At 30.1% G+C, this 22862-nt stretch carries 22 protein-coding genes and 2 other annotated features; of the genes, 8 read left to right on the top strand and 14 right to left on the bottom strand.

Translation table 11 applies throughout. The annotated features are described in order from the left end of the window. Positions 1-324: 324 nt before the first annotated feature. Positions 325-1383, top strand: coding sequence for an ABC transporter substrate-binding protein (locus RH99_RS04955; protein WP_010234759.1), 1059 nt, complete (start codon positions 325-327; stop codon positions 1381-1383). A gap of 58 nt (positions 1384-1441) precedes the next feature. Here the strand turns inward: RH99_RS04955 and anfO are convergent, their stop codons facing one another. The 9 genes from anfO to RH99_RS04910 form a co-directional block, all read right to left on the bottom strand. Further along, positions 1442-2083: a Fe-only nitrogenase accessory protein AnfO gene (gene anfO / locus RH99_RS04950; RefSeq protein WP_243441450.1), complete on the bottom strand. Its 642-nt coding sequence runs from the start codon at positions 2081-2083 to the stop codon at positions 1442-1444. A 166-nt stretch (positions 2084-2249) separates the two neighbouring features. Further along, positions 2250-3041, bottom strand: a complete 792-nt coding sequence (gene trpA, locus RH99_RS04945) for a tryptophan synthase subunit alpha (RefSeq protein WP_010234755.1) — start codon at positions 3039-3041, stop codon at positions 2250-2252. Then, a complete protein-coding gene (gene trpB / locus RH99_RS04940) occupies positions 3041-4216 on the bottom strand; it encodes a tryptophan synthase subunit beta (RefSeq protein ID WP_010234752.1) in 1176 nt (391 codons plus the stop codon). Before trpB ends, trpA begins: the two co-directional genes overlap by 1 nt. After that, on the bottom strand, positions 4213-4932 hold the full coding sequence (locus tag RH99_RS04935; RefSeq protein WP_010234751.1) for a phosphoribosylanthranilate isomerase: 720 nt from the start codon (positions 4930-4932) through the stop codon (positions 4213-4215). The genes trpB and RH99_RS04935 overlap by 4 nt, the downstream gene beginning before the upstream one ends. A gap of 118 nt (positions 4933-5050) precedes the next feature. Then, positions 5051-5836 carry an indole-3-glycerol phosphate synthase TrpC gene (gene trpC, locus RH99_RS04930; protein WP_010234748.1) on the bottom strand — a complete coding sequence of 262 codons (786 nt, stop codon included), beginning with the start codon at positions 5834-5836 and terminating at the stop codon, positions 5051-5053. A 4-nt stretch (positions 5837-5840) separates the two neighbouring features. Beyond that, positions 5841-6854 carry an anthranilate phosphoribosyltransferase gene (gene trpD, locus RH99_RS04925; protein WP_010234745.1) on the bottom strand — a complete coding sequence of 338 codons (1014 nt, stop codon included), beginning with the start codon at positions 6852-6854 and terminating at the stop codon, positions 5841-5843. Further along, positions 6823-7425, bottom strand: a complete 603-nt coding sequence (locus tag RH99_RS04920; RefSeq protein ID WP_010234742.1) for an anthranilate synthase component II — start codon at positions 7423-7425, stop codon at positions 6823-6825. Before RH99_RS04920 ends, trpD begins: the two co-directional genes overlap by 32 nt. After that, positions 7426-8856, bottom strand: a complete 1431-nt coding sequence (gene trpE / locus RH99_RS04915; RefSeq protein ID WP_010234739.1) for an anthranilate synthase component I — start codon at positions 8854-8856, stop codon at positions 7426-7428. Positions 8857-9083: 227 nt separating this feature from the next. Further along, positions 9084-9316: a binding site (T-box leader), on the bottom strand. Positions 9317-9365: 49 nt separating this feature from the next. After that, positions 9366-9941, bottom strand: coding sequence for a hypothetical protein (locus RH99_RS04910; RefSeq protein WP_010234736.1), 576 nt, complete (start codon positions 9939-9941; stop codon positions 9366-9368). A gap of 286 nt (positions 9942-10227) precedes the next feature. On the opposite strand from RH99_RS04910, the gene RH99_RS04905 reads away from it, so the two are divergent. Continuing rightward, entirely contained in the window at positions 10228-11682 is a 1455-nt protein-coding gene (locus tag RH99_RS04905) for an NADP-dependent glyceraldehyde-3-phosphate dehydrogenase (RefSeq protein ID WP_010234733.1), read from the top strand. A 128-nt stretch (positions 11683-11810) separates the two neighbouring features. On the opposite strand, the gene RH99_RS04900 is transcribed toward RH99_RS04905, so the two are convergent. Continuing rightward, a complete protein-coding gene (locus RH99_RS04900; RefSeq protein ID WP_010234730.1) occupies positions 11811-13517 on the bottom strand; it encodes a WG repeat-containing protein in 1707 nt (568 codons plus the stop codon). 383 nt (positions 13518-13900) lie between these two features. Here RH99_RS04900 and RH99_RS04895 point away from each other — a divergent pair, with 383 nt between their 5' ends. Genes RH99_RS04895 through thrC form a run of 4 tightly spaced genes read left to right on the top strand, consistent with a single transcriptional unit; the run spans position 13901 to position 18121 of the window. Then, positions 13901-14338, top strand: coding sequence for an ACT domain-containing protein (locus RH99_RS04895; RefSeq protein ID WP_010234728.1), 438 nt, complete (start codon positions 13901-13903; stop codon positions 14336-14338). 11 nt (positions 14339-14349) lie between these two features. Beyond that, entirely contained in the window at positions 14350-15246 is an 897-nt protein-coding gene (gene thrB / locus RH99_RS04890) for a homoserine kinase (RefSeq protein WP_010234726.1), read from the top strand. A 39-nt stretch (positions 15247-15285) separates the two neighbouring features. Continuing rightward, positions 15286-16581: a homoserine dehydrogenase gene (locus tag RH99_RS04885; RefSeq protein WP_010234724.1), complete on the top strand. Its 1296-nt coding sequence runs from the start codon at positions 15286-15288 to the stop codon at positions 16579-16581. Between the two features lie 46 nt (positions 16582-16627). After that, positions 16628-18121 carry a threonine synthase gene (gene thrC, locus RH99_RS04880; RefSeq protein ID WP_010234722.1) on the top strand — a complete coding sequence of 498 codons (1494 nt, stop codon included), beginning with the start codon at positions 16628-16630 and terminating at the stop codon, positions 18119-18121. Between the two features lie 56 nt (positions 18122-18177). Here thrC and RH99_RS18530 read toward each other — a convergent pair whose 3' ends face one another. Continuing rightward, on the bottom strand, positions 18178-18339 hold the full coding sequence (locus RH99_RS18530) for an aspartyl-phosphate phosphatase Spo0E family protein (RefSeq protein ID WP_081504372.1): 162 nt from the start codon (positions 18337-18339) through the stop codon (positions 18178-18180). Positions 18340-18566: 227 nt separating this feature from the next. On the opposite strand from RH99_RS18530, the gene RH99_RS04875 reads away from it, so the two are divergent. Then, a complete protein-coding gene (locus tag RH99_RS04875) occupies positions 18567-19688 on the top strand; it encodes a GerMN domain-containing protein (RefSeq protein ID WP_010234720.1) in 1122 nt (373 codons plus the stop codon). Between the two features lie 96 nt (positions 19689-19784). Here RH99_RS04875 and RH99_RS19185 read toward each other — a convergent pair whose 3' ends face one another. Genes RH99_RS19185 through proS form a run of 3 tightly spaced genes read right to left on the bottom strand, consistent with a single transcriptional unit; the run spans position 19785 to position 22086 of the window. Next, positions 19785-19946, bottom strand: a complete 162-nt coding sequence (locus RH99_RS19185) for a hypothetical protein (protein ID WP_158511935.1) — start codon at positions 19944-19946, stop codon at positions 19785-19787. Between the two features lie 2 nt (positions 19947-19948). Next, positions 19949-20590, bottom strand: coding sequence for a lactate utilization protein (locus RH99_RS04870; protein WP_010234717.1), 642 nt, complete (start codon positions 20588-20590; stop codon positions 19949-19951). Positions 20591-20646: 56 nt separating this feature from the next. After that, positions 20647-22086, bottom strand: coding sequence for a proline--tRNA ligase (gene proS / locus RH99_RS04865; RefSeq protein WP_010234714.1), 1440 nt, complete (start codon positions 22084-22086; stop codon positions 20647-20649). A gap of 128 nt (positions 22087-22214) precedes the next feature. Continuing rightward, positions 22215-22429, bottom strand: a binding site (T-box leader). A gap of 207 nt (positions 22430-22636) precedes the next feature. Between proS and RH99_RS04860 the strand changes: the two genes are divergently transcribed. Next, a complete protein-coding gene (locus RH99_RS04860; RefSeq protein ID WP_010234710.1) occupies positions 22637-22861 on the top strand; it encodes a FeoA family protein in 225 nt (74 codons plus the stop codon). Position 22862 lies beyond the last annotated feature (1 nt).

Here is a 22862-nt window from a genome sequence, read left to right as displayed (position 1 = left end):
ACACGTAGTATATTGCAATATATTGTTTGACTATTTATCAATATATCTCTATTTTTATTAATAATTTATTAATAAAAAGCAAAAAAATATTGACATTTTATAAAGTTCAAAATATAATATGAAACATAACATAACAAAACGCATCAAAATGCACAAAACATATTATTAAAGAAATAAATTTAATAAGGAGAATAATTTATGAATATAATCATGGATTTTATAACAAATACCACTTAATTACGTCACATAAATGCACTAATTCTATACTTTCTTAAATTTATACATAATATTTAAACTAGTAAAGCATATGGAGGGATGATTTAAATGTCAAAAAAATTTATTTTCGGTATATTAAGTACAATTTTATTAATTTTTTCACTTACAGCCTGTAAAAGCAATGCTACAACAAGTACTGCAAAAGCAGAATCCCAAAAGCCTAAAACTATTACAGATTCAGCTGGAAAACAAGTGGAAATACCTGCCAAAATAGACAGGATTGCTGAGTTATGGGGAGCACACATTGAAGTCTTACAAACACTTGGAGTTGGAGATAAAGTTGTAACTTCCACATTCACTCCTCAATCAAGGCCATGGTTATTTAAGGTAATTCCAACTTTAGATAAAGCCGTTTACAGCGTTATAGCAAATTTAAATATAGAAGAATTAGTAAGTAAGAAGCCTGATATAGTATTTATTCCAACGGCAGATACAAATGTAGACAAGCTATCTAAAATGGGATTGCCAGTAGTTCAACTTTCTTTTACAGATTTTGAATCTATGAAAAAATGTTTTACATTAACAGGGCAGATACTTGGAGGAAATGCTGTTGAAAAGGCTAAGAATTACAATTCATATCTAGATAATAAACTAAATATGATTAAAGCTATTACAACAAAAATACCAGAGGACCAAAAGCCTAAAGTTTTACATATTTCCAATGCAGAGCCCTTTAAAGCAGATGGTAATAATACCATAATTAATGATTGGATTGAAGTTGCTGGAGGAATAAATGTAGCAAAGGAAGTTAAAGGTAACAGACAAACAGTTTCCGCAGAACAAATTCTTCAATGGAATCCAGATATTATTATTGTCAGTGAAAATATTAAATCCATAGATAAAATTACAAAAGATGATAGATTAAAAAATGTTTCAGCTGTTAAAAATGGTAAGGTATTTCTAAATCCAGATGGAGCATTTTTATGGAATAGGTATGGTACAGAAGAAGCGCTTCAAGTTCAATGGGCAGCAAAAACTATACAATCAGATAAGTTTGAAAGTCTTGATATTGCCAAAGAAACAAAAAGCTTCTATAAAGAATTTCTTAAATACAACCTTACCGATGATGATGTTCAAAGAATTTTAAAGGCAATGCCTCCTAAATAAAACAATTAAAGAAAATAGCTAGTTTAATCCACTTAGGATCAAAACTAGCTATTTTTATTTACTCATTACAAACTTTATGACTTATATTTACCTCATAAATATCTTTTTTTACTTCTTTTACATTCATTTTCATATTTAGTTTATTTAATTCATTTTCAAACCATGGCGGTATATGGCTACACGAAACCTTAAGCTCATAGAATGTTTTATTATTTAAAAATGGAATCAAGACCTTTTTTGAACTAATACCAGGATTATTGTCTTGAACTTTTTTTAAATCTATAAAATAGTATCCTGACTTATCTAATTCTATAGGTTCTATATTTACCCTATTTTTAGCTTCTTCTTTTTTCTTCTTATCTTCTTCAAACATTTCTAAGAGATCATCTAAAAATTCACTAGGATTACCAGCTGCTTCTACTATAGTAAACTCTGCTTTTTTTAATAGAGTGTATGGAGTTCCTTCCACTTTTTTAGCAACAAAAACTTTACAATCCTTCAAGTTTTCTATAAGGTTTTCCACTCTTTTATGAATCTCTGGTATTCCTTGTGATGTATTCATATTAAAAATTATTTCACTTAATACTTTCCATTTTTTATCTTCTTTTTTATATACTACTACAATACCAGATTCGTATATAGTAGTAGTTTCGTTATTTTTACCTATCAAAACACCTATTTTACTACTCACAGTATTCATCTCCTATCATAATAATTAATATCTTATCTTTCATAACTAATAAATATATTGTTTCAATTACAGATTATTAAATTCATAAATTTATGTCTAATTATATCATTATTTTAATCATTTGTAATGAATAAAAGATAAATTAATAATATTATGATAATTTATCAATAAATTTCTATTTAAGTACACTCTTAACGTCTTCTACAAATTCTCCAACATTTTTAACTATTTCTTCTCTACCCTTTGACTCTGCCACTTTTTTTACAATAGCACTTCCAATGATAATTCCATCACAATATACTTTTAATTCCTCTGCCATTTTTGCACTAGAAATACCAAACCCTAAAGCCTTAGGTATTTTCGCATATTGAGATACTATACTCATGTACTCATCCAAATTAGTTTTTATTTCATTTCTAACTCCAGTAACTCCGTTAGTGGAAACACAATATATAAATCCACTGGCATTTTTGACTATACTTTTTATTCTCTCCTTAGAAGTAGGAGCTATTAATGGTATAAGGCAAACATTGTATTTATCGCTTACTGCCAAAATATCTTTTCTTTCTTCTATAGGTAAATCTGGTATTATAACTCCATCTATGCCAGATTCGCTGCACTGTTTTATAAATCTTTCAATGCCATATTTAAATACTGAATTATAATATACTAAATATACTAAAGGCACTTCTGTATTTATACGTATGGTCTTTACTGTATCCATTATTTTATCAATTGTTGTCCCATTTTTAAGAGACCTTTGAGATGAAGCCTGTATTGTAGGTCCATCTGCTATTGGATCAGAATATGGAACACCTAATTCAATAATATCTGCTCCTGCTTTTTCCATAGCATATACTAAATCAATAGTAGTTTTTAAATCTGGATCACCAGCAGTTACAAAAGGAATCATTGCCTTTTCATTTTTTTCTTTCAATTCCTTAAACTTAGCTTCAATTCTATTCATTACAATTCAACCCCCATTACCTTAGCTATAGTATTTATATCCTTATCTCCTCTACCAGATACATTAACAATCATCACCTTATCTTTATCAAGTGTAGGAGCAAGCTTCATAGCATAAGCCAGTGCATGAGAACTCTCTAGTGCTGGAATTATACCTTCTATTTTTGAAACTTCCATAAAAGCATCTACTGCCTCTTTATCATTTGCAGATACATATTCTGCTCTTCCAATATCATTAAAATATGCATGTTCTGGTCCTACACCAGGGTAATCGAGTCCAGCTGATATTGAATAAGCTGGAAGTATCTGACCATCCTCATCCTGCAGTACATAAGTCATCATTCCGTGAATAACACCAACAGATCCCTTTGTTATACTTGCTGCATGCTCTTCTGTATCAATTCCCTTTCCTGCTGCTTCTACGCCTATAAGTTTAACTTCTTTATCTTCTGCAAAAGGATAGAATATTCCCATAGCATTACTTCCGCCACCAATACATGCAACGATGTAATCCGGCAATCTTCCTTCTTTTTCCATTATCTGTTCTCTAGCTTCATCTCCAATAACTCTTTGAAAATCTCTTACCATTGTTGGATAAGGATGTGGTCCCATAACTGTTCCTATAACATAAAAAGTATCTTCTATGTTAGTAACCCAATTTCTAAAAGCTTCATTTACTGCATCCTTAAGAGTTGCTGTACCGGAAGTAACTGCCGTAACCTTTGCTCCCAGTATTTTCATTTTGAATACATTAAGTGATTGCCTTTCTATGTCTTCTTGACCCATAAATATTTCGCATTCCATTCCAAACATAGCAGCTATAGTAGCTGTGGCAACTCCATGCTGTCCTGCTCCTGTTTCTGCAATTATTCTCTTTTTACCCATCCTCTTTGCAAGCAGTACCTGTCCCAAAGCATTATTTATTTTGTGAGCTCCTGTGTGATTAAGATCTTCCCTTTTAAGATAAATTTTAGCCCCACCTAATTTTTTAGTTAAGTTTTCAGCATAGTAAAGTGGAGATTGCCTTCCTACATAATCCTTTAAATAGTATTTAAATTCCTTTATAAAATTTTCATCATTCTTTGCCTTATCATATTCCACTTCTACTTCTATAATTGCATTCATTATAGTTTCTGGTGCGTATTGTCCTCCAAATTTTCCAAATCTTCCTATCATTTAATATTCCTCACTTTCTCCATAAAGGTTTTTATTTTGTTAAAATCTTTTACTCCATCAGTTTCCACTCCGCTGGATACATCAACCGCAAAGGGCTTAACTTTATTTACTGCTTCATATACATTATTAATATTTAGTCCCCCTGCTAGTATTAACTTTTTATCTATATTAAGTTTAGGGATAACTTCCCAATTAAAAGTAACTCCAGTACCACCTTGTGCTCCTTTAACCTTACTGTCCAATACCACAGCTTCAATATTATATTTATTCAAATCATTTAAAGGTTTTTGATATTTATCTATACTATAAAGAACATTATTATCTTGCCCATAAGCTTTGTTATTACAAGTTAAATCACTTTTTTTAAGCTGTTCATGTAATTTATAATTTTCAGTTTCTGCCTCTATAGATACGGACTTCCACAATTCAAATTTATTTAATTTTGAAAAATACTCTTTATCTTCATCGCCATGAAATTGTAGTACATCTAATTTCAGTTTTTCAGCTATGTCCTTTACATTATTAATAGCTTCATCTACAAAAACTCCAACAGTTTTAATACTTCTATTCAAATTATTTATAAGCTCATAAGCTTGACTTATATTAACTTGTCTTTTACTTTTAGCAAATACAAAACCCACATAATCTGGACGAAGTTCATTAACATATTCTATATCCTCTAGCCTCTTCAATCCACATATTTTTATCTTAGTCATAAAAGCCCCCATTTCTTTAGTTGAAATTTGGAAAAAATTACACCCCTGGGGTGAAAAAAATTGCACCTCTGGAAAAAATTACACCCCTGGGGTGGTGAATTGTTTTCCTACATCTCTACTAATAGACCTTTCCCTTAGCTTTAAGAATAAACTTTTCAATACTTTCAACATCTTCTATGTTTCTCATAAAAGTTTCACCAATAAGCACAGCATTTACCCCTATAGATTTTAAATATAAAATATCATCTGAAGTTTTAATTCCACTTTCAGAAACAATTACAGTTCCTTTTGGGATGTACTTCATAAACTTTTCAGTGGTTTTTAAATCCACAGAAAAATCCCTTAAATCTCTATTATTTATTCCTATGATTTCCGCTTCAGCCTCTAATGCTATTTCTAATTCTTCTCTATTGTGGACTTCTATAAGACAGTTAAGTCCAAGTTCTGTAGCTAATTTGTAAAAACTTTTTAGCTCTTTACCAAGTACTGCAACTATCAAAAGTATAGCATCTGCTCCTATTTTTTTTGCCTGAAATATTTGATATTCATCTATTATAAAATCTTTACGAAGTACGGGCTTCACTGTAACCTCTTTTACCTTTGCAATATACTCATCACTTCCCATAAAAAATTTCTTCTCTGTGAGTACTGATATAGCATCTATACTTATTTTTTCATAGACTTTCGCTATAGACTTTGGGTCAAAATCCGGTTTTATTATTCCCTTAGATGGAGATGCTTTCTTTACTTCCGCTATTATATTTATTCCAGGTTTACTTATTGCTACTTTAAAATCTCTAGTAACTATATCTTGAACCTTATTTTCAAATTCTTTAAGAGGTAATTGTCTTTTTTCTTCTTCTATTTGTTTTATTTTATAAGCGACAATATCATCTAAAATCATTTTTCTACACCTCTTTGCTGTATTTTACTAATTCACTTAATTTCTCATAGGCTCTACCAGAATCAATCAATTCTTCTGCAAGCTTTATTCCCTGTTCTAAGTTTTCAGCTACTTTTCCTACATATAGTGCGGCTGCACTATTTAAGATTACGATATCTCTTTTAGGTCCTTTTTTACCTTTTAACACATCTATTATTATATCAGCATTTTCTTTTGCTGAAGAGCCCTTAATATCTTCCACCTTTGCTAATGGTATACCAAGTTTTTCAGGTTCAATTTTATAATCTATTATCTTCCCCTCTCTAATTTCACTTACATAAGTGTTTGTAGTAGTTGTGATCTCATCTAATCCATCTCCACCATGGACCACCATGGCCTTTTCACTGCCTAATTTTAAAAGTACTTCTGCAAGAGTATGAGTTAATTTCTTGCTATAAACTCCTAATACTTGCCCCTTTACAAAAGCAGGGTTTGTTAGTGGTCCTAATATGTTAAATACAGTTCTTATAGCAAGTTGTTTTCTTACAGGTCCTACATTTTTCATAGCCGAATGATACTTTTGAGCAAATAAAAATGCCATTCCATTTTTATCAATAAGTTTCTTTGCCTTTTCAGTATCTATATCTATATTAAATCCTAATTCTTGAAGTACATCTGCGCTTCCGCTGCTGCTTGAAACTGCTCTATTACCATGCTTAGCGACCTTCACTCCCCCTGCTGCTGCAACTATCGCTACTACTGTAGAAATATTAAAGGTTTTACCTCCATCTCCACCAGTTCCACAAGTATCTATAACATACTCAGAATCAAGTTTAACAGGAGTTGCGTTGTCTCTCATGGCTTTTGCACAACCAGTTATTTCCTCAACAGTTTCACCCTTCATTCGCATTCCCATTAAGAATGCTCCTATTTGAGATGGAATAGCTTCACCTTTCATTATTTCATTTACTGATGAGTAAGCTTCCTTTTCACTTAGATTTTCTTCATTACTTATTTTCTTTATTGCTTCCTGTAACATTACATATCCCCTCCACAAAATTTTTAATCATAACTTTGCCTTGTTCTGTAATTATAGATTCCGGATGAAATTGCAAACCATAAACATCATATTTTTTGTGTTTAAGTCCCATTATAACACCATCGTCTAAACTTTCAGCAGTAATTGTTAGTTCCTTTGGAAAAGTTTCTTTATCTACCACTAATGAATGGTATCTCATAACTTTAACAGGATTACTTACATTTTCAAACATATCTTCACCATTATGTTTTATATCTGATGTCTTACCATGTTTTATATTCTTTGTTCTTACTATATTTCCTCCATAGGCATAACCTATAGCCTGATGTCCAAGACAAATACCTAGTATTGGTATTTTAGAGCCATATCTTTTTATTACCTCTACACAAATTCCAGCTTTTTCTGGAGTACCAGGTCCCGGTGAGAGTATTATACCTTCTACATCCATCCTTTCTATATCTTCAGCCTTTATTTCATCATTTCTTACAACCTTTATATCAGTGTATATTTCTCCTATATACTGATATAAATTATAAGTAAAGGAATCATAATTATCTATTATAAGTATCAATTAAATCACCTCTTCCATTGCCATGGCCTTATTAAGAGTTTCTCTATATTCACTTTTAGGATTTGAATCATAGACTACTCCAGCACCTGATTGAACATATCCATAATTATCTTTAAATACTATAGTCCTTATTGCAATGCAAGTATCCATATTACCATTATGAGAAAAATATCCTACTGCTCCTGCATAAATTCCTCTTCTTACATTTTCAATCTCATCAATTATTTCCATAGCGCGTACCTTCGGTGCACCTGATACTGTTCCTACAGGAAGGCAAGAACTCAAAGCATCAAAACAGTTCAATCCTCTTTTCAATTCACCGGATACCATAGATACTATATGCATTACATGTGAGTAAAACTCAACATCCATAAATCGGTCTACAGTTACTGTTCCAAATCCACTTATTCTTCCAATATCATTTCTCCCTAAATCTACTAGCATTAAATGTTCTGCCCTTTCCTTTTCATCAGCTAGAAGTTCTATCCTAAGTGACTCATCTTCTTCCTTTGATTTTCCCCTTGGTCTAGTTCCAGCTATAGGATTTGTTATAACTCTATTATCTCTTACAGAAACTAAGCTTTCAGGTGATGATCCCGCTATTTGAAACTCTTGGAAATCTATATAAAAAAGATAGGGTGAAGGATTTTTTGATCTTAATCTTCTATATACATCAAAAGGCTCCGAAGTATTCTTAAATTTTAACCTCTGTGATGGAACCACCTGAAATATATCTCCTGCTCTTATATATTCCTTTGCCTTCTCCACCATGTTACAATATTCTTCCTCTGTAACATTAGATTCAAATTCCTTATTTAACTGAACCTCTTGTAGAGAGTGTAGTGAATTACTACTAATTATAATCTTTTTTATATTATTGAGTGTTTCTACTATTTTATTGTAGTCTGAATTATCCTCTGGGAATACATTATATACAATATTTACGTTATGTTTGAAATGATCATAGCAAACAAAAATTTTATAAAACATCAAATTAGCCTCTGGTACTTTTAGTTCATCTATATTATTATCTGGGAGCTTTTCATATTGCCTTACTACATCATAGCCTACATATCCTATTGCGCCACCGGTAAAGGGTATATCAAAAAGCTTAGTATCATAATCTATATTTACATATTCTTTTACATAGTCCAAAACTTTACCGTGCTCAATTTTTGTTTCTCCTTTGTTTTCTATTATTACTTTATTCTTATAACTTTTAATTGTCATGTAAGGATTTGATGCCATAAAAGAATATCTTCCTATTTCTTTTTCAGAATACACACTTTCAAATAAGAACTTTTTTTCTCCTTGTAAATTATAATATATAGCTATTGGCGTTAATTCATCTCCGTTAAATTGAAGTGTAAGTGGAAATGTTTTATTTGATTCTCTTTGCTTATAAAATTCACTTTCATTTAAGTTAAACATGGATTTTAGTTCCTCCTTCAGATTTAAAAATATATAAATTCAATTAAATTTCAACGTAAAAAGGTCACTTCGCCCCTAATATGGGACGAAGTGACCGTGGTGCCACCCAATTTAGTTTTGTTTTATAGGTTTAGCATAGTAATACTAATACATCTAAAATTAATAAACAATTCTTAGATTGTATACATTACTTAAAACTAATTAGCATATAAAAAACACCTCGCCCACTAAAGGACGAAGTGTTAAACTTCGCTATGCCACCTAATTACAAAACATCTCTATAAGGTACAGAAACAATCAATACCTCGTCCTGTTAACGGTAGACTACCGGCTATTGCTACTAAATTTCACATTACCTCTCACAGATCCATTCAATATAAGCTACAGTATTTGGCTTACACCATTCCAAACTCGCTTTAACTAAATTCTTATATTTACTACTTCTGATCATAGATTTATTAAGATTCATTTTTCTATAATTATACATCATTTTTTATAATTGTCAATAACTACTTTAGCATACGTAATAATTTATCTGCATTGTCTTTAGCTTTTTTTAAGTGATTTTCTGACAACTGTCTTTTAGTATCGATATTACTTACACTTTTATCCAAATCTTTTAATGCTTCTTTTAAGGTATCCCTAAACTTTGGTATATTGCTAATTATTTTTTTAACTATATAAACATACTCATCTTCATATAGTCTATAGCATTTAAATTCACCCGAAGTTAGCCTTCCCTCCGAAAAAATATATATAAATCTATCTTTCATTTCTCCTGATAATGCTATTTCTACCTTATGTTTATACAATGTATATCTAGCCCCATTGTCATCTATAGGCACCGGGAATATAGTTGAAAATAAAAAATTTGCTTCTTCAGAAGAATTGTCTAAAAGTCCTGTTCCTGAAAAATCTCTGGCATTTAATCTTACTTCTATGTCTTTTGAGAATATTTCTTCCTTTATAGTTGTTGCAATTTTTTCTCTTAACTCTTCTTCTTTTTCTTTAGAAATAAATTTTGTTATTGAGCTTACTAAATTGCTAATATAACTTTTGGATTCTTTTTTATTTTTTTCTATCATACTAATCGCCTCTTTTATAAAACCTATAATAAAATTATATCTACTATTTCAAATAAATGCAAATATACTTTAATATATTCCAAATAAATGCAAATATATTTTAAATAATTTTAATTTACTACTTGATAAAACGAATTTTATTTATTATGATTATTATATAATAGTAAATATTGCTACTAATTTTATATAAATATATAATTTATATAATAATGGATATGTTAAACTAATAGAATTAATTAAAGATATAAAATAAGTATTCACAATTATGAGAGGCGGTGTATCTTTTATGTTTGAAAATATATCAGAAGATAAAGTTTATAAAAGTTTGTTTAATGGTGGATGGATTAAAAGTAAAAGTGGAAACACAGTACAACTAAAATCTCCTGTAGATGAAACTGTTATTGGTGAAATTCAATCACTTTCACAGGAAGAAGTAAATGACATTATTGAAAATTCAAAAGCAGCCCAAGTTAAATGGGGAGAAACTCCAATAAGTGAGCGTGCAGAAATCCTATACAAAGCAGCTAATATTTTAGAAGAGAATGTAGATGAAATTGCTAAGATAATGCAAGTTGAAATTGCTAAGGATTCTAAATCTGCTGTGTCAGAAGTTAAAAGAACAGTTGATTTTATAAGATTTACTGCTAGTGAGGGAAAACATATTGATGGTGAAACCATAGGAGCAGATAATTTTCCAGGCTTTAACAAGAGTAAATTATCTTTTGTCACAAGAGTTCCACTAGGTGTTGTATTATCAATATCTCCTTTTAATTATCCTGTTAATTTGTCTGCATCAAAAATCGCTCCTGCACTGGTTGCTGGAAACAGCGTGATATTAAAGCCACCAACCCAAGGAGCTATAAGTGCATTATATTTAGCAGAAGTATTTAATAAGGCCGGCCTTCCTAAGGGTGTTCTTAACACTGTTACTGGTAGAGGTTCTGAAATTGGTGATTATTTAGTTACCCACAAAGATATAAATTTTATTAACTTTACAGGTAGTACGGAGGTCGGTAAACATATTGCAAAAGAAGCTAATATGGTGCCTATGATGATGGAACTTGGTGGTAAGGACGCTGCTATAGTCCTTGAGGATGCAGATTTGGAACTAGCTGCTAAAAATATTGTCTCTGGTGCATATAGCTATTCAGGTCAAAGGTGTACAGCTGTTAAAAGAGTTTTAGTAATTGACTCAGTAGCAGATAAATTAGTAAAACTTATAGAAGAAAAGGTTACTAAATTAAAGGTTGGAAATCCTACAGATGATGTTGATATAACTCCTTTAATTGATTCTAAAGCTGCTGATTTTGTTCAAGGTTTAATTGATGATGCCCTAGCAAAAGGTGCTAAGCTAATGCTTGGAAACAAGAGAAAAGATAATTTAATATATCCTACACTTTTTGATAATGTAACTACAGATATGAGACTTGCTTGGGAAGAACCCTTTGGCCCTGTACTACCTATACTCCGTATAAAAAATATTGAGGAAGCTATCTCTATTGCAAATAGATCTGAATATGGTCTTCAATCCTCTGTATTTACTAAAAACATTGATGATGCTTTTTATATAGCTAAAAAACTTGAAGTTGGTACAGTACAAATTAATAATAAAACAGAAAGAGGTCCTGACCACTTTCCATTCCTAGGTGTTAAATCATCTGGTATGGGTACTCAAGGTATAAGATATAGTATTGAAGCTATGAGCAGACCTAAAGCTATAGTATTAAATTTACCTAAATAAAATGTATACACTAGACTAATCCTATATCACTCTAGATAATAAGAACAGCTGTATTTATAAAATGCAGCTGTTCTTTATAATCATTTTTACTACTAATTCTCAAATATAAGGCATATTCACATGCCTTATTACATTTTTACATAGTCATGAAATTCACCATTCTTATATACAACACCATCTTTAATACCCTTTATAATACTTTTGAATTTCACACGGGCAACACCATTACAGAATTCTCCCACCTCATCAAATTTAGGCTTTATGACCATTTCGCCTTGTTTATTTATGTACCCCCACTTACTTCCTATAAGGGCTTTAACTTTTACTGCGGCAAACCCATCATGAAAATCTCTTGCAAATTCATATGCAGGACTTATAATTATTGCTCCCTCTTCATTTATATAGCCCCATTTATCATTAATATTTATTTTTGCAACATTATCATTAAAACTACCTATATAATCAAAATAAGGCTTTATAATAGTTATCCTATGTTCTTTATCCATATAACCATATTTCCCTTTACTATCTATAAACCTCATAAGTCTGTTGTTTATAAGCCCTAATCTCTTCCCCTGCTCATCAATATAGGTATAATTTCCATTAACCTTCATAAGAGCAATTCCATCTATGAAATCAAACTTTTCATTAATTGCATAGTCATCATCATTATTAGTGTCATAAGCCACTACGTCTACTATTGCTAAATCATTTTCGGATATAGTCTTATCTGCAGTCTCTTCTATATCTTTAACTTCTATATTTTTAAACTTAATCTCCATATCTCCATTAAAATTTATCATTTTTACCTTTTCTATAGAAATATTATTGTTTTCATACTTTATGGTTACATAAACTGAATACTTATCACTAGATTCATAGAGATTTTTTGAAAGCCTGGCATCAGATTCAATATATGATGATTTTAAGTTTAAAGCATATTCCTTTACCCAATCCTCCCATTCTATATTAAGTGGAAGAATTTCTTCCACATTATCGTATTTGTCAACAATTAAGCTGGCTTTTCCTGCACATAAAAGATTCAAGTTCTTTATTTGATTTTTATATTCTTCTGATGTATCAAAATATGAATTATCAAAGAGTACAACATTTATTCTAATTTTATTTTCTTGCCATAATAGATGCATTCTTTCAGTGTCTATAAATATCTTATCATTTATGTAGGTTAATCCCCCGTATAATGTACATGAATTGTTATTTTCATAAAACTCACCTACTTCTTCTTTATTTATACTAATATAAAATAAATTTATATTTGGAAAATTTACCTCTTTGAATGTATCAAAATCTACTTTTATTTTAAAAGTTCCTGTATTTATGTCATAATTTTCTTTTTCTAATGTAACTTTTCCTAATGGCATGTCCTTAATATTAGTTATAAGACCTTTAAACTCATTACAATTTTGAAAAGGCTCCTTTAAAAAACTTATAATATTAACTTTTAGCTGCATGTCATCTATACATATTTCAACACTTTCTTCATCAATATAAATTTTTTCACCCACAACCTTAAAATTTGCCCTTATTGTATATCTGTCATTTAGACATTTAATGAAATCAAACTCTTTATCTGGTAAAACAAAATATAAATAGCTATAGTTAATTCTCCCTATAGATCTCCATTTATAAAACTCTACATTGATATAACAAATACCTGATTGCCTATCATAAGTATTTACTAATATCTCAGCTTTTCCAATGTTAATTGATTTCAAATTTTCAATACGTTCTTTAAAATGTCCATAAGTTTCGAAGGAGTCTCTTATCAAAATATCATCCATTACTTTAATAGCAGAGCCTTTATCATTATACAAATTATCACATCCTTCATACTAATAAAATATAATTACTTTAAATAAGTATTTCTAGAAAATACCTATTTAAAGTAATTATATTCCATTTTTTGTATGATTATCAAGGGTATATATGTAATTTTATAATTTTTTTTATTTATTTGAATGTGTCTTACACTATTATCATTTATCATTTCAAGAAAATTACTTATATAAAATTTAATAAATTTCATTGTATTATGATATTAGCTATGATAATATAACTATTGAATCCTTAATACAAATACACTTGTTTTTTATACAAGGACAGTTAAAATAAAAGTTGTATTTTAAATAATTATTAAAAACATTTCTAAATGCTACTTTAATTATTGAAGCAGTAGGAGGGTATTTATTGAAAACTTATGGAAAATAAATATTTATTAGTAGATACAAAGGTACTTCCTGATATATTTCAAAAAGTAATGCAAGTTAAGGATCTTATAAACATAAAAAAAGCTCATGATATAAGCGAAGCAGTAAAAATTGTAGGAATTAGTAGAAGTACTTATTATAAGTATAAAGATTATGTCTTCTCAGTTTCTGAATCCATGAAAAGTAATAAAGTAGCTATTTATTTACTTCTTGGTCATAAAACTGGTACCCTTTCAAGAATACTTGACAAGATGGCAGAAAACCATGCTAATATTCTTACAATAAATCAGGACATACCCATTAATAATGCTGCTAACGTAAGCATTACCTTTGATACATATAATTTAAAAATAAAATTAGAACAATTAATAGATGACATAAAAAACACTGAAAATGTTATTAAAGCTGATTTAATTGCAATGGAATAGGAGATGAAAATATGCTTAAAATTAAAGTCCCTGCTAGTACAGCCAATATGGGACCTGGTTTTGATTCTTTTGGTATGGCATTAAACTTGTATAATGAATTTGAAATTGAAGAAACTGATAAGGATATAATCTTTTTGGAAAATGGGAAACCTTCTTCAATCCCTTTAAGTGAAAACTTAATTTACTATAGCATGGTTAAAACCTTTGATAGATATAATTATAAACTTAAAGGTCTTTATATAAATGTAGCAAAGGCAGATGTACCACTTTCAAGAGGTCTTGGAAGTAGTGCTACATGTATTGCTGCTGCAATCCACGCAGCTAATCACATCATGAATAATATTATGTCAAAACAGGAAATTCTAAATCTAGCAACAGAAATAGAAGGACATCCAGACAATGTAGTTGCTGCACTTGAAGGCGGCCTTGACGTTTCACTAGTTGAAGATAACCAAGTTATATATTCTAAAATAAATCCACCAGAAGATCTTATATTTGCGGCATTAATACCAGATTTTAAAATGAGTACTGCAAATGGAAGAAAAGTTTTGCCTAGTGAATATACTAAAGAAGATTGTGTTTTTAACATTTCCAGAGCGGCTATGCTGATTTCTGCATTTTATAATAAAGATTTTAAAAAATTAAGAACTTGTTTTCAAGATAAAATACACCAGCCTTATAGAGGCGCTTCCATAAAAGGATTAAATGATATTTTTGAAACAGCAAAGGAACTTGGATCCTTTGGAGAGTTTATTAGCGGATCAGGTTCTACTTTAATGGTAGTAATTGATAAGGACAATACTGAATTTTTAGGTAAAATGGAATCATATTTAAATACTACAGAAGCTTCATGGAAAATAAAACTTTTAAAACCCGATTGTAATGGTACTGAAGTAACAGTATGCTAGTTATTCAATAAAAATAAATTTAAAGGGGAAAATCATAATATGAATAAAGTTAAAATAGCCTTATTAGGTTTAGGAAATGTAGGTAAAGGTGTTTGGGAAATATTTAAAAACAACACAGATGAGATAGTACGTCGTTCTGGTTGTGAGATAGAAATAACTAAGATTCTCGTTAAAGATGTAAATAAAGATAGAGGTATAGATGTTCCTAAAGAAGTATTAACTGATAATATTGAAGATATATTAAATGATAATAGTATCCAGATCATAGTTGAGTTAATGGGCGGAGTTGACCCTGCTGCTGATTATGTATTGAGAGCTATTAAAAACAAAAAACACGTAGTAACTGCAAACAAACAAATGATTGCTATTCAAGGTAAAGAATTATTAGACCTTGCGAAAAAAGAAGGCGTTCTCTTTTACTATGAAGGTAGTGTTGCCGGTGGTATTCCTATATTAAAAGGTATTGAAGAAAGCCTTACAGCAAATAAAATCGAAGAAATTGTTGGAATAATAAATGGAACTACTAACTATATCCTAACTAAAATGTCTCATGAAAACATGGACTTTGAAACAGCTCTTAAAGAAGCTCAAGAAAAAGGATACGCAGAGGCTGATCCTACATCAGATATAGAGTCTTACGATGCTGTATATAAGTTAGCTATATTAACTTCATTGTCTTTTGGAATAAATGTGAATGTAAATGATATATATAGAGAAGGTATTTCAAAAATCACTTCTTATGATATCCAGAATGCAAAAGAGTTTGGATATACAATTAAACTTTTAGCAATCGCAAAAGAAAAAGGTAACTCTTTAGAGCTTAGAGTTCATCCTACAATGATTCCATTAAATCACCCACTTTCAAATGTAAATGATTCATTTAATGCTATTCTTATAAAAGGAAATGCTGTAGGAGATTTAATGTTCTATGGAAGAGGTGCTGGATCACTTCCAACAGGTAGTGCCGTTGCCAGTGATATAATATCAATCTTAAGAAATGATATGACATTACGTTCAATTTCATTGGTTGAAAATACTGATTTGAAAAAAACTATACTTCCTAGAGAAGAATTTTCTTCTAGATATTATTTGAGACTTACAGTAAAAGATGTTAGTGGTGTTTTAGGTCAAATTTCTACTATATTAGGGAAAAATGATGTAAGTATCTCTTCTTTCATACAAAAAGGTGAAAAGGATAAAAATAATATTGTGCGTATAGTATTCATTACACATGATACACTAGAAGGAAATATTATGAAATCCATAGAAGACCTAAAAAAACTTCCAGTTGTAGATGAAATTAAAAATTTAATAAGAGTTGAAAAATTTATTTAAGACATGTAATGTTGTATCTGAAAGCAAATATTAAGGAGGAAATATCTTGGATAATTTAATATACAAAAGTACAAGAGGCCAAGGAGAACCAGTCAGTGCTTCTAAGGCTATAATAAGAGGAATAGCAGAGGATGGAGGTCTTTTCGTCCCTAGCATTATCCCTAAAATAGATTTTAATGTGAAAGAGTTTTCAAAGCTTAATTATAAAGAATTGGCTTATACTGTAATGAGTAAATTTTTTACTGATTTTACTGAAGAAGAACTTAAAAACTGCATAGATAAGGCTTATGATGATAAATTTGACACTAAAGAAATTGCCCCAGTGAAAAAAATTGGTGATGACTTCTTTCTTGAACTTCACCACGGCCCTACTCTAGCTTTTAAGGACGTAGCATTATCTATTTTGCCTCATTTATTAAAAACTTCTGTAAAAAAGCAAGGTATAGATAAAGAAATCTTAATCCTTACTGCAACTTCTGGAGATACAGGAAAAGCAGCTCTACAAGGTTTTAATAATGTGGAAGGAACCAAGATAATAGTATTCTATCCTGAAGTTGGTGTTAGTATAGTTCAAAAGCTTCAAATGACAACTCATGATGGTAATAATACTTTCGTAGTAGCTATAAAAGGTAATTTTGATGATGCTCAGAAAGCTGTCAAAGAAATCTTTACTAATAATAAAATAAGAGAACAACTTGACGAAAAGGGATTTATGTTCTCTTCTGCAAATTCAATCAATATTGGAAGACTTATTCCTCAAGTGGTATACTATTTCTCAGCTTATTTAGACTTATATAGAAAAGGTGAAATAAGTGAAGGTGATAAAATAAATGTAGTAGTTCCTACTGGTAACTTTGGTGATATTCTTGCAGGATATTTTGCTAAATCCATGGGACTTCCTCTTGATAAATTGATATGTGCTTCAAATAAAAACAAGGTATTATCTGACTTCATAAACACAGGGAAATACGATAGAAACAGGGACTTCTATGTTACTAATTCTCCTTCTATGGATATACTAGTTTCAAGTAATCTAGAAAGACTTCTTTATTTTATAAGTGGCGAAAATCCAGAGAAAGTAAATGCTTTAATGGAAGCTTTATCAACTAAAGGTGAATACTCCATAGATGAAGACATGAAAAACAAACTTAAGGACTTCTATGCCGGATATGCTTCTGAAGCTGAAACTTGTGATGTTATTACAGATCTTTATAAAACTCACAAGGAAGCTATAGATACTCATACTGCAGTTGCTTACTCAGTGTATAAAAAGTATAAAGCTGATACTAATGACCATACAAAAACAGTAATATTATCTACTGCAAGTCCTTTTAAATTCCCTAAGGCTGTAATGAGTTCTATAGATAAAAAATATAATGGTGTAGATGAATTTGAATTAATAAAAGAATTGAGTAAAATAACAAATTATCCTATCCCTAATGGTATTAAAGATATTGATACTAAACCACAGGTACACAATACTGTTTGTGATAAAAAAGATATTAAAAATATAGTTTTAGACTTTTTAAAAATCAAGTAATAATTATTATCCAAAAATACGTTAGCTGTTTATCCAGTTAACGTATTTTTTTCATTCTATTTTTCTTGTGAAGATATATCATATAATTTTTCATATGTAAATTTTACTATTACCTCATCTAGTTCTTGGCTTAATTTTAATATTTCTCCATAATCAGCATCTTCTAAAATTAACAAATGTAGTTTTCCTCTCAAGATGCAAATCTTATACTTCAGCATATTTAACACTCCAATTTTAATCTACTTTTACTAGAACTTGTAGAAAGTGTGGTAAGGTTGCTTATTCCATATTTAAAATAATCTTGTCTTTGACTATGCATTTTATATTTTCTAAATAATCTCATCATACTTATTTAACTTTCAGAATTTCCTTATCCTATTTCTAATAATATCTATATTGTGATATACTATTCATATAAATAAATGTTAGATTGGAGGAGTTTTACATGAAAAAATATAAAACTACTTTTAACCTCTCAATTTTCCTTATACTTGCAGTTTCAGCTATTTTATTTACTAGTTGTAATAAAATAACTAATATCGTTAATAACACAAATTCCAATAGTATAACCAATAAAAATACTCAAAATAATGTTAGTAATAATGCTACACCAAAAACAAACTATACTATAAAAAATTACTATCCTTTTAAGGAAAACTTGAGATTAAGTTATGCTGGCAGTGGCAATGAATATGCTTCTAAAGATGTGTATGTAGATTTTATAAAAGGTAACAAAATTCAACTTAGATCTATAAATGCAGGTACTACCATGGGGCAAGTTCTTCAGTATGAAAATGGTGAACTTAAATTAGTATATTCTAGAGGAGAATTTTATTATAGAGATGATTTAACTTCTTTGCAAAGCAATGCTAATGAAGTACTTTTAAAAGAACCTTTACAAAAAGGTACTAGTTGGACTCTCTCAGATGGAAGAAAGAGATCTATAACTGGAACAGATGTTGCTGTAGATACCCCTTCTGGTAAATACAAAGCTTTAGAGGTTACTACAACCAGTAGTAATTCTACTGTTAAAGATTATTATTCAATCAATAATGGTCTAGTAAAAACTATATTTACTTCTGAAGGTTCTACAGTTACTACATCTTTAAAAAAGAGTATACCTAATTCTAATGTAACTCAAACTATAAAATTTTATTATCCTAAAATGACAGACACAGATGTAGCAATTATGTTTAAAAGAAATACAATTAATCTAAAAACCAACGATGATATAAAGAATATTTTCCAAGATAATTTTAGAAAAACCTTAATAAGTGGTACACAACCTTTAATGAGTGCTAATACAAAAATAAATAAATTATATTTAAATGATGTACAAAAGGTTGTATATGTAGATTTTTCAAAAGAATTTATTACAGAAATGAATGCTGGTACTTCAATGGAAAACGGAATACTTACAAGTGTTGTTAATACCCTTGGAAACTACTTTAATGTAGCACATGTTAAATTAACTGTAGATGGAAAAGAATATTCTTCAGGCCATATTTTAATGAAAAAAGGTGAAAATTTTAAAGTAAACTATAATAATGCTGTTGAAGTAAAGTAGCCTGAAAACAATATTGATATATCTTTTTATGTAAATAAGAGTAGTGATAAAAGGTTGATTTATCACTACTCTTATTCTTATAAATCTATATTTTTTTTATCCGATCATATCATGCTGTAATTTTGAAGCCGCTATAACTGAATATATACTTGATTTTCCATTTAGCAGAACTTTATCTGCTAAATCTGCTATATCCATATAATATTGATTAGAGTTTACATGCTCCTCAATAAGTGAATAAGTAACAGTATCCTTCATAATTAATATCCTAATTCTTTTCCTACAATTATTACCTTTATTCTTCCCTTGGTCCCTTGTCTTCTTATAAGAGTATATTCATTACAAATTCTTTCTTCACTTTTACAATCCATACAATATCCAACCTTTGTACATGGAGTTTTTCTATCTAATCTTTTGCAGTTAGCTGGAGCAGCATACTCTCTATTTCTTTGAATTGCTTCATCTAAATTTTTAACAATTTTATTCTTTCCAACTATTACAATAACCTTATCTGGTCCGTATAACATTGCTGCAACTCTATTTCCATTACCATCTACATTATAGAGTTCTCCATTTTCTGTTATTGCATTACTGCTTACAAGATAAGTGTCAGTTAGAAAACTCTTTTTAAATATAGCCACTACTTCTTTACGAGTTAAACCTGGCTTATATCTGTCTAAAAATTCAAAATCACCATTTCTTAAAAAATCAATAACACCAGTTTGAAAAAGTGTTTCAGATCCACCTACTGAAACGCTTTCTCCCTTATTTACAAGTTTCTTAACTATATCTAATACTTCTTTTTCATCTTTAGCATAATAGCCTTCCATGTTGTTTTTTTCTAAGCTTTCAATAGTTCTCTTAATCTTTTGCTCCATTAACCATATACTATTTTCATCCATAATCATTATGGGTATCTACCTATGCAGTAGCACCCTTCCCCCTTTTAATATTTTAATTAATATGCTCTTCCCCAATATACCATGTGCTTAGCCTTTTTACCACAGCATACACAAGTACCTGAAAGTTCCTCTTGCTCAAAAGGTATACACCTTGAAGTAGCTCCTGTAACTTCCTTTATCTTATCTTCACATTCTTTGTCGCCGCACCACATAGCCTTAACAAATCCAGTTTTATTTTCAACCTTATCATTAAACTCTTCCATGGTAGTTGCTGTACTAGTTTTTTCTTCTCTTGCCTTTGTAGCAGCTGCCAGCATAGAATTGTGTATATCCTCTAAAAGTTCTGGTATCTTTGTTTCCAATTCATCCATTGGTACAAATATTTTTTCTCTAGTATCGCGTCTAACAAGTACTACCTGATTTTTCTCTATATCTTTAGGTCCAACTTCTAGTCTTACTGGAATACCCTTCATTTCATATTCACTAAACTTCCAGCCTGGAGTCTTATCACTAATATCCATCTTAACTCTAGCCACTTTAGATATTCTATCTTTTAATTCAGTTGCCTTTTCAATAACTCCAGCCTTATGCTGAGCTACTGGCACTATTATAACTTGAGTTGGTGCTATTCTTGGTGGCATCTTTAAACCTTCGTCATCACCATGTACCATGATAATTGCTCCAATTATACGTGTAGTCATACCCCATGAAGTCTGGTTTACATACTCAAGCTTTTCATTTTTATCTGCAAACTGTATTCCAAAGGCCTTTGCAAAGTTTTGACCAAAGAAATGAGAAGTTCCAGATTGAAGTGCTTTACCATCATGCATTAATGACTCAATGGTATAAGTGGCTTCTGCCCCTGCAAACTTTTCCTTTTCAGTTTTTCTACCCTTAACTACTGGTATAGCAAGCATATTTTCACAGAAATCTGCATAGATATTTAGCATTTGTATAGTTTCTGCCTCTGCCTCTTCCTTTGTAGCATGTATTGTATGACCTTCCTGCCATAGAAATTCAGTAGTTCTTAGAAAAGGTCTTGTAGTCTTTTCCCATCTTACTACAGAACACCACTGGTTATATAGCTTTGGTAAATCCTTATAGGACTGAACTATCTTAGCATAGTGTTCACAGAATAATGTTTCTGAAGTTGGACGAACGCATAATTTTTCTGTAAGCTGATCATTTCCACCTTGAGTAACCCAAGCTACTTCTGGAGCAAATCCCTCTACATGATCTTTTTCCTTTTGAAGTAAACTTTCTGGAATAAGAAGTGGCATATACACATTTTCATGACCTTTTTCTTTAAACTTTCCATCTAAATACTTTTGGATGTTTTCCCAGATGGCATAAGCATAAGGTCTAAGAATAACGCATCCCTTAACACTAGAGTAATCTACAAGCTCTGCCTTTTTAACAATGTCTGTATACCACTGTGCAAAATCCTCATCCATAGAAGTGATTTGCTCAACTCTTTTATTATTATTTCTTGACATAAAATTTTCTCCTCCTGCTAATTGCTTTAATTATTACAGTATTTATCTACTGATTGAACTAAATACACACTATTTCACTTTTAATAAAAAAGAAGTACTAATATAAATAAAAAAAGCCCCAAATCCCCAAAAGGGACCGAGACTATATCGGCGGTACCACCCTAATTAATAAATTAATTAAAAATACTCACTCTTACTTTTTAACGATAATTAACCGCTGCAACCTAATATCAGTGCAGAACTCAAAGGCAGGTTCAAAATGGCTCCTTAAGGAATTTTTCAGCTTACATTCCCTCTCTTTTAAAGAACTTATATTTTTACTATTCCTCTTCTTAGTCTTTAATTTTAGTATTAAGCTAACTTAAATAATAGAATATAAAATTTACTTTGTCAATAGTGTAAATAAAATTTGTTTCTATATTATTTACCAAAATTATTAACTTAATTCACTCTAAATGATCTTTATTCCCATTTACCATTGACATTTTAGTAAAGACATGATAATATATATTTACAAATGATAATGATTTTCATTTAGGGAGGTATTAATATGAGTCTATTTGATTTAAAACCCGGCGAAAAAGGTATTATAAAAGATATATCTGGAGATGAAAGATTGGCAAAAAGATTATTTGCTTTAGGATTTATTGAAGGCACTGAAGTAAAAATGAAAACCTCTGCTCCTTTTGGAGATCCCCTTGTAATCCATGTTAGAGGCTTTAATATTGCAATCAGAAAAAACGATGCAAAAAACATTTCCTTAGGGGAGGCATAAA

It is taken from the genome of Clostridium arbusti SL206 (assembly GCF_000246895.1).
Lineage (GTDB): Bacteria > Bacillota > Clostridia > Clostridiales > Clostridiaceae > Clostridium_I > Clostridium_I arbusti.
This window is presented reverse-complemented; position numbering and strand designations above follow the sequence as displayed.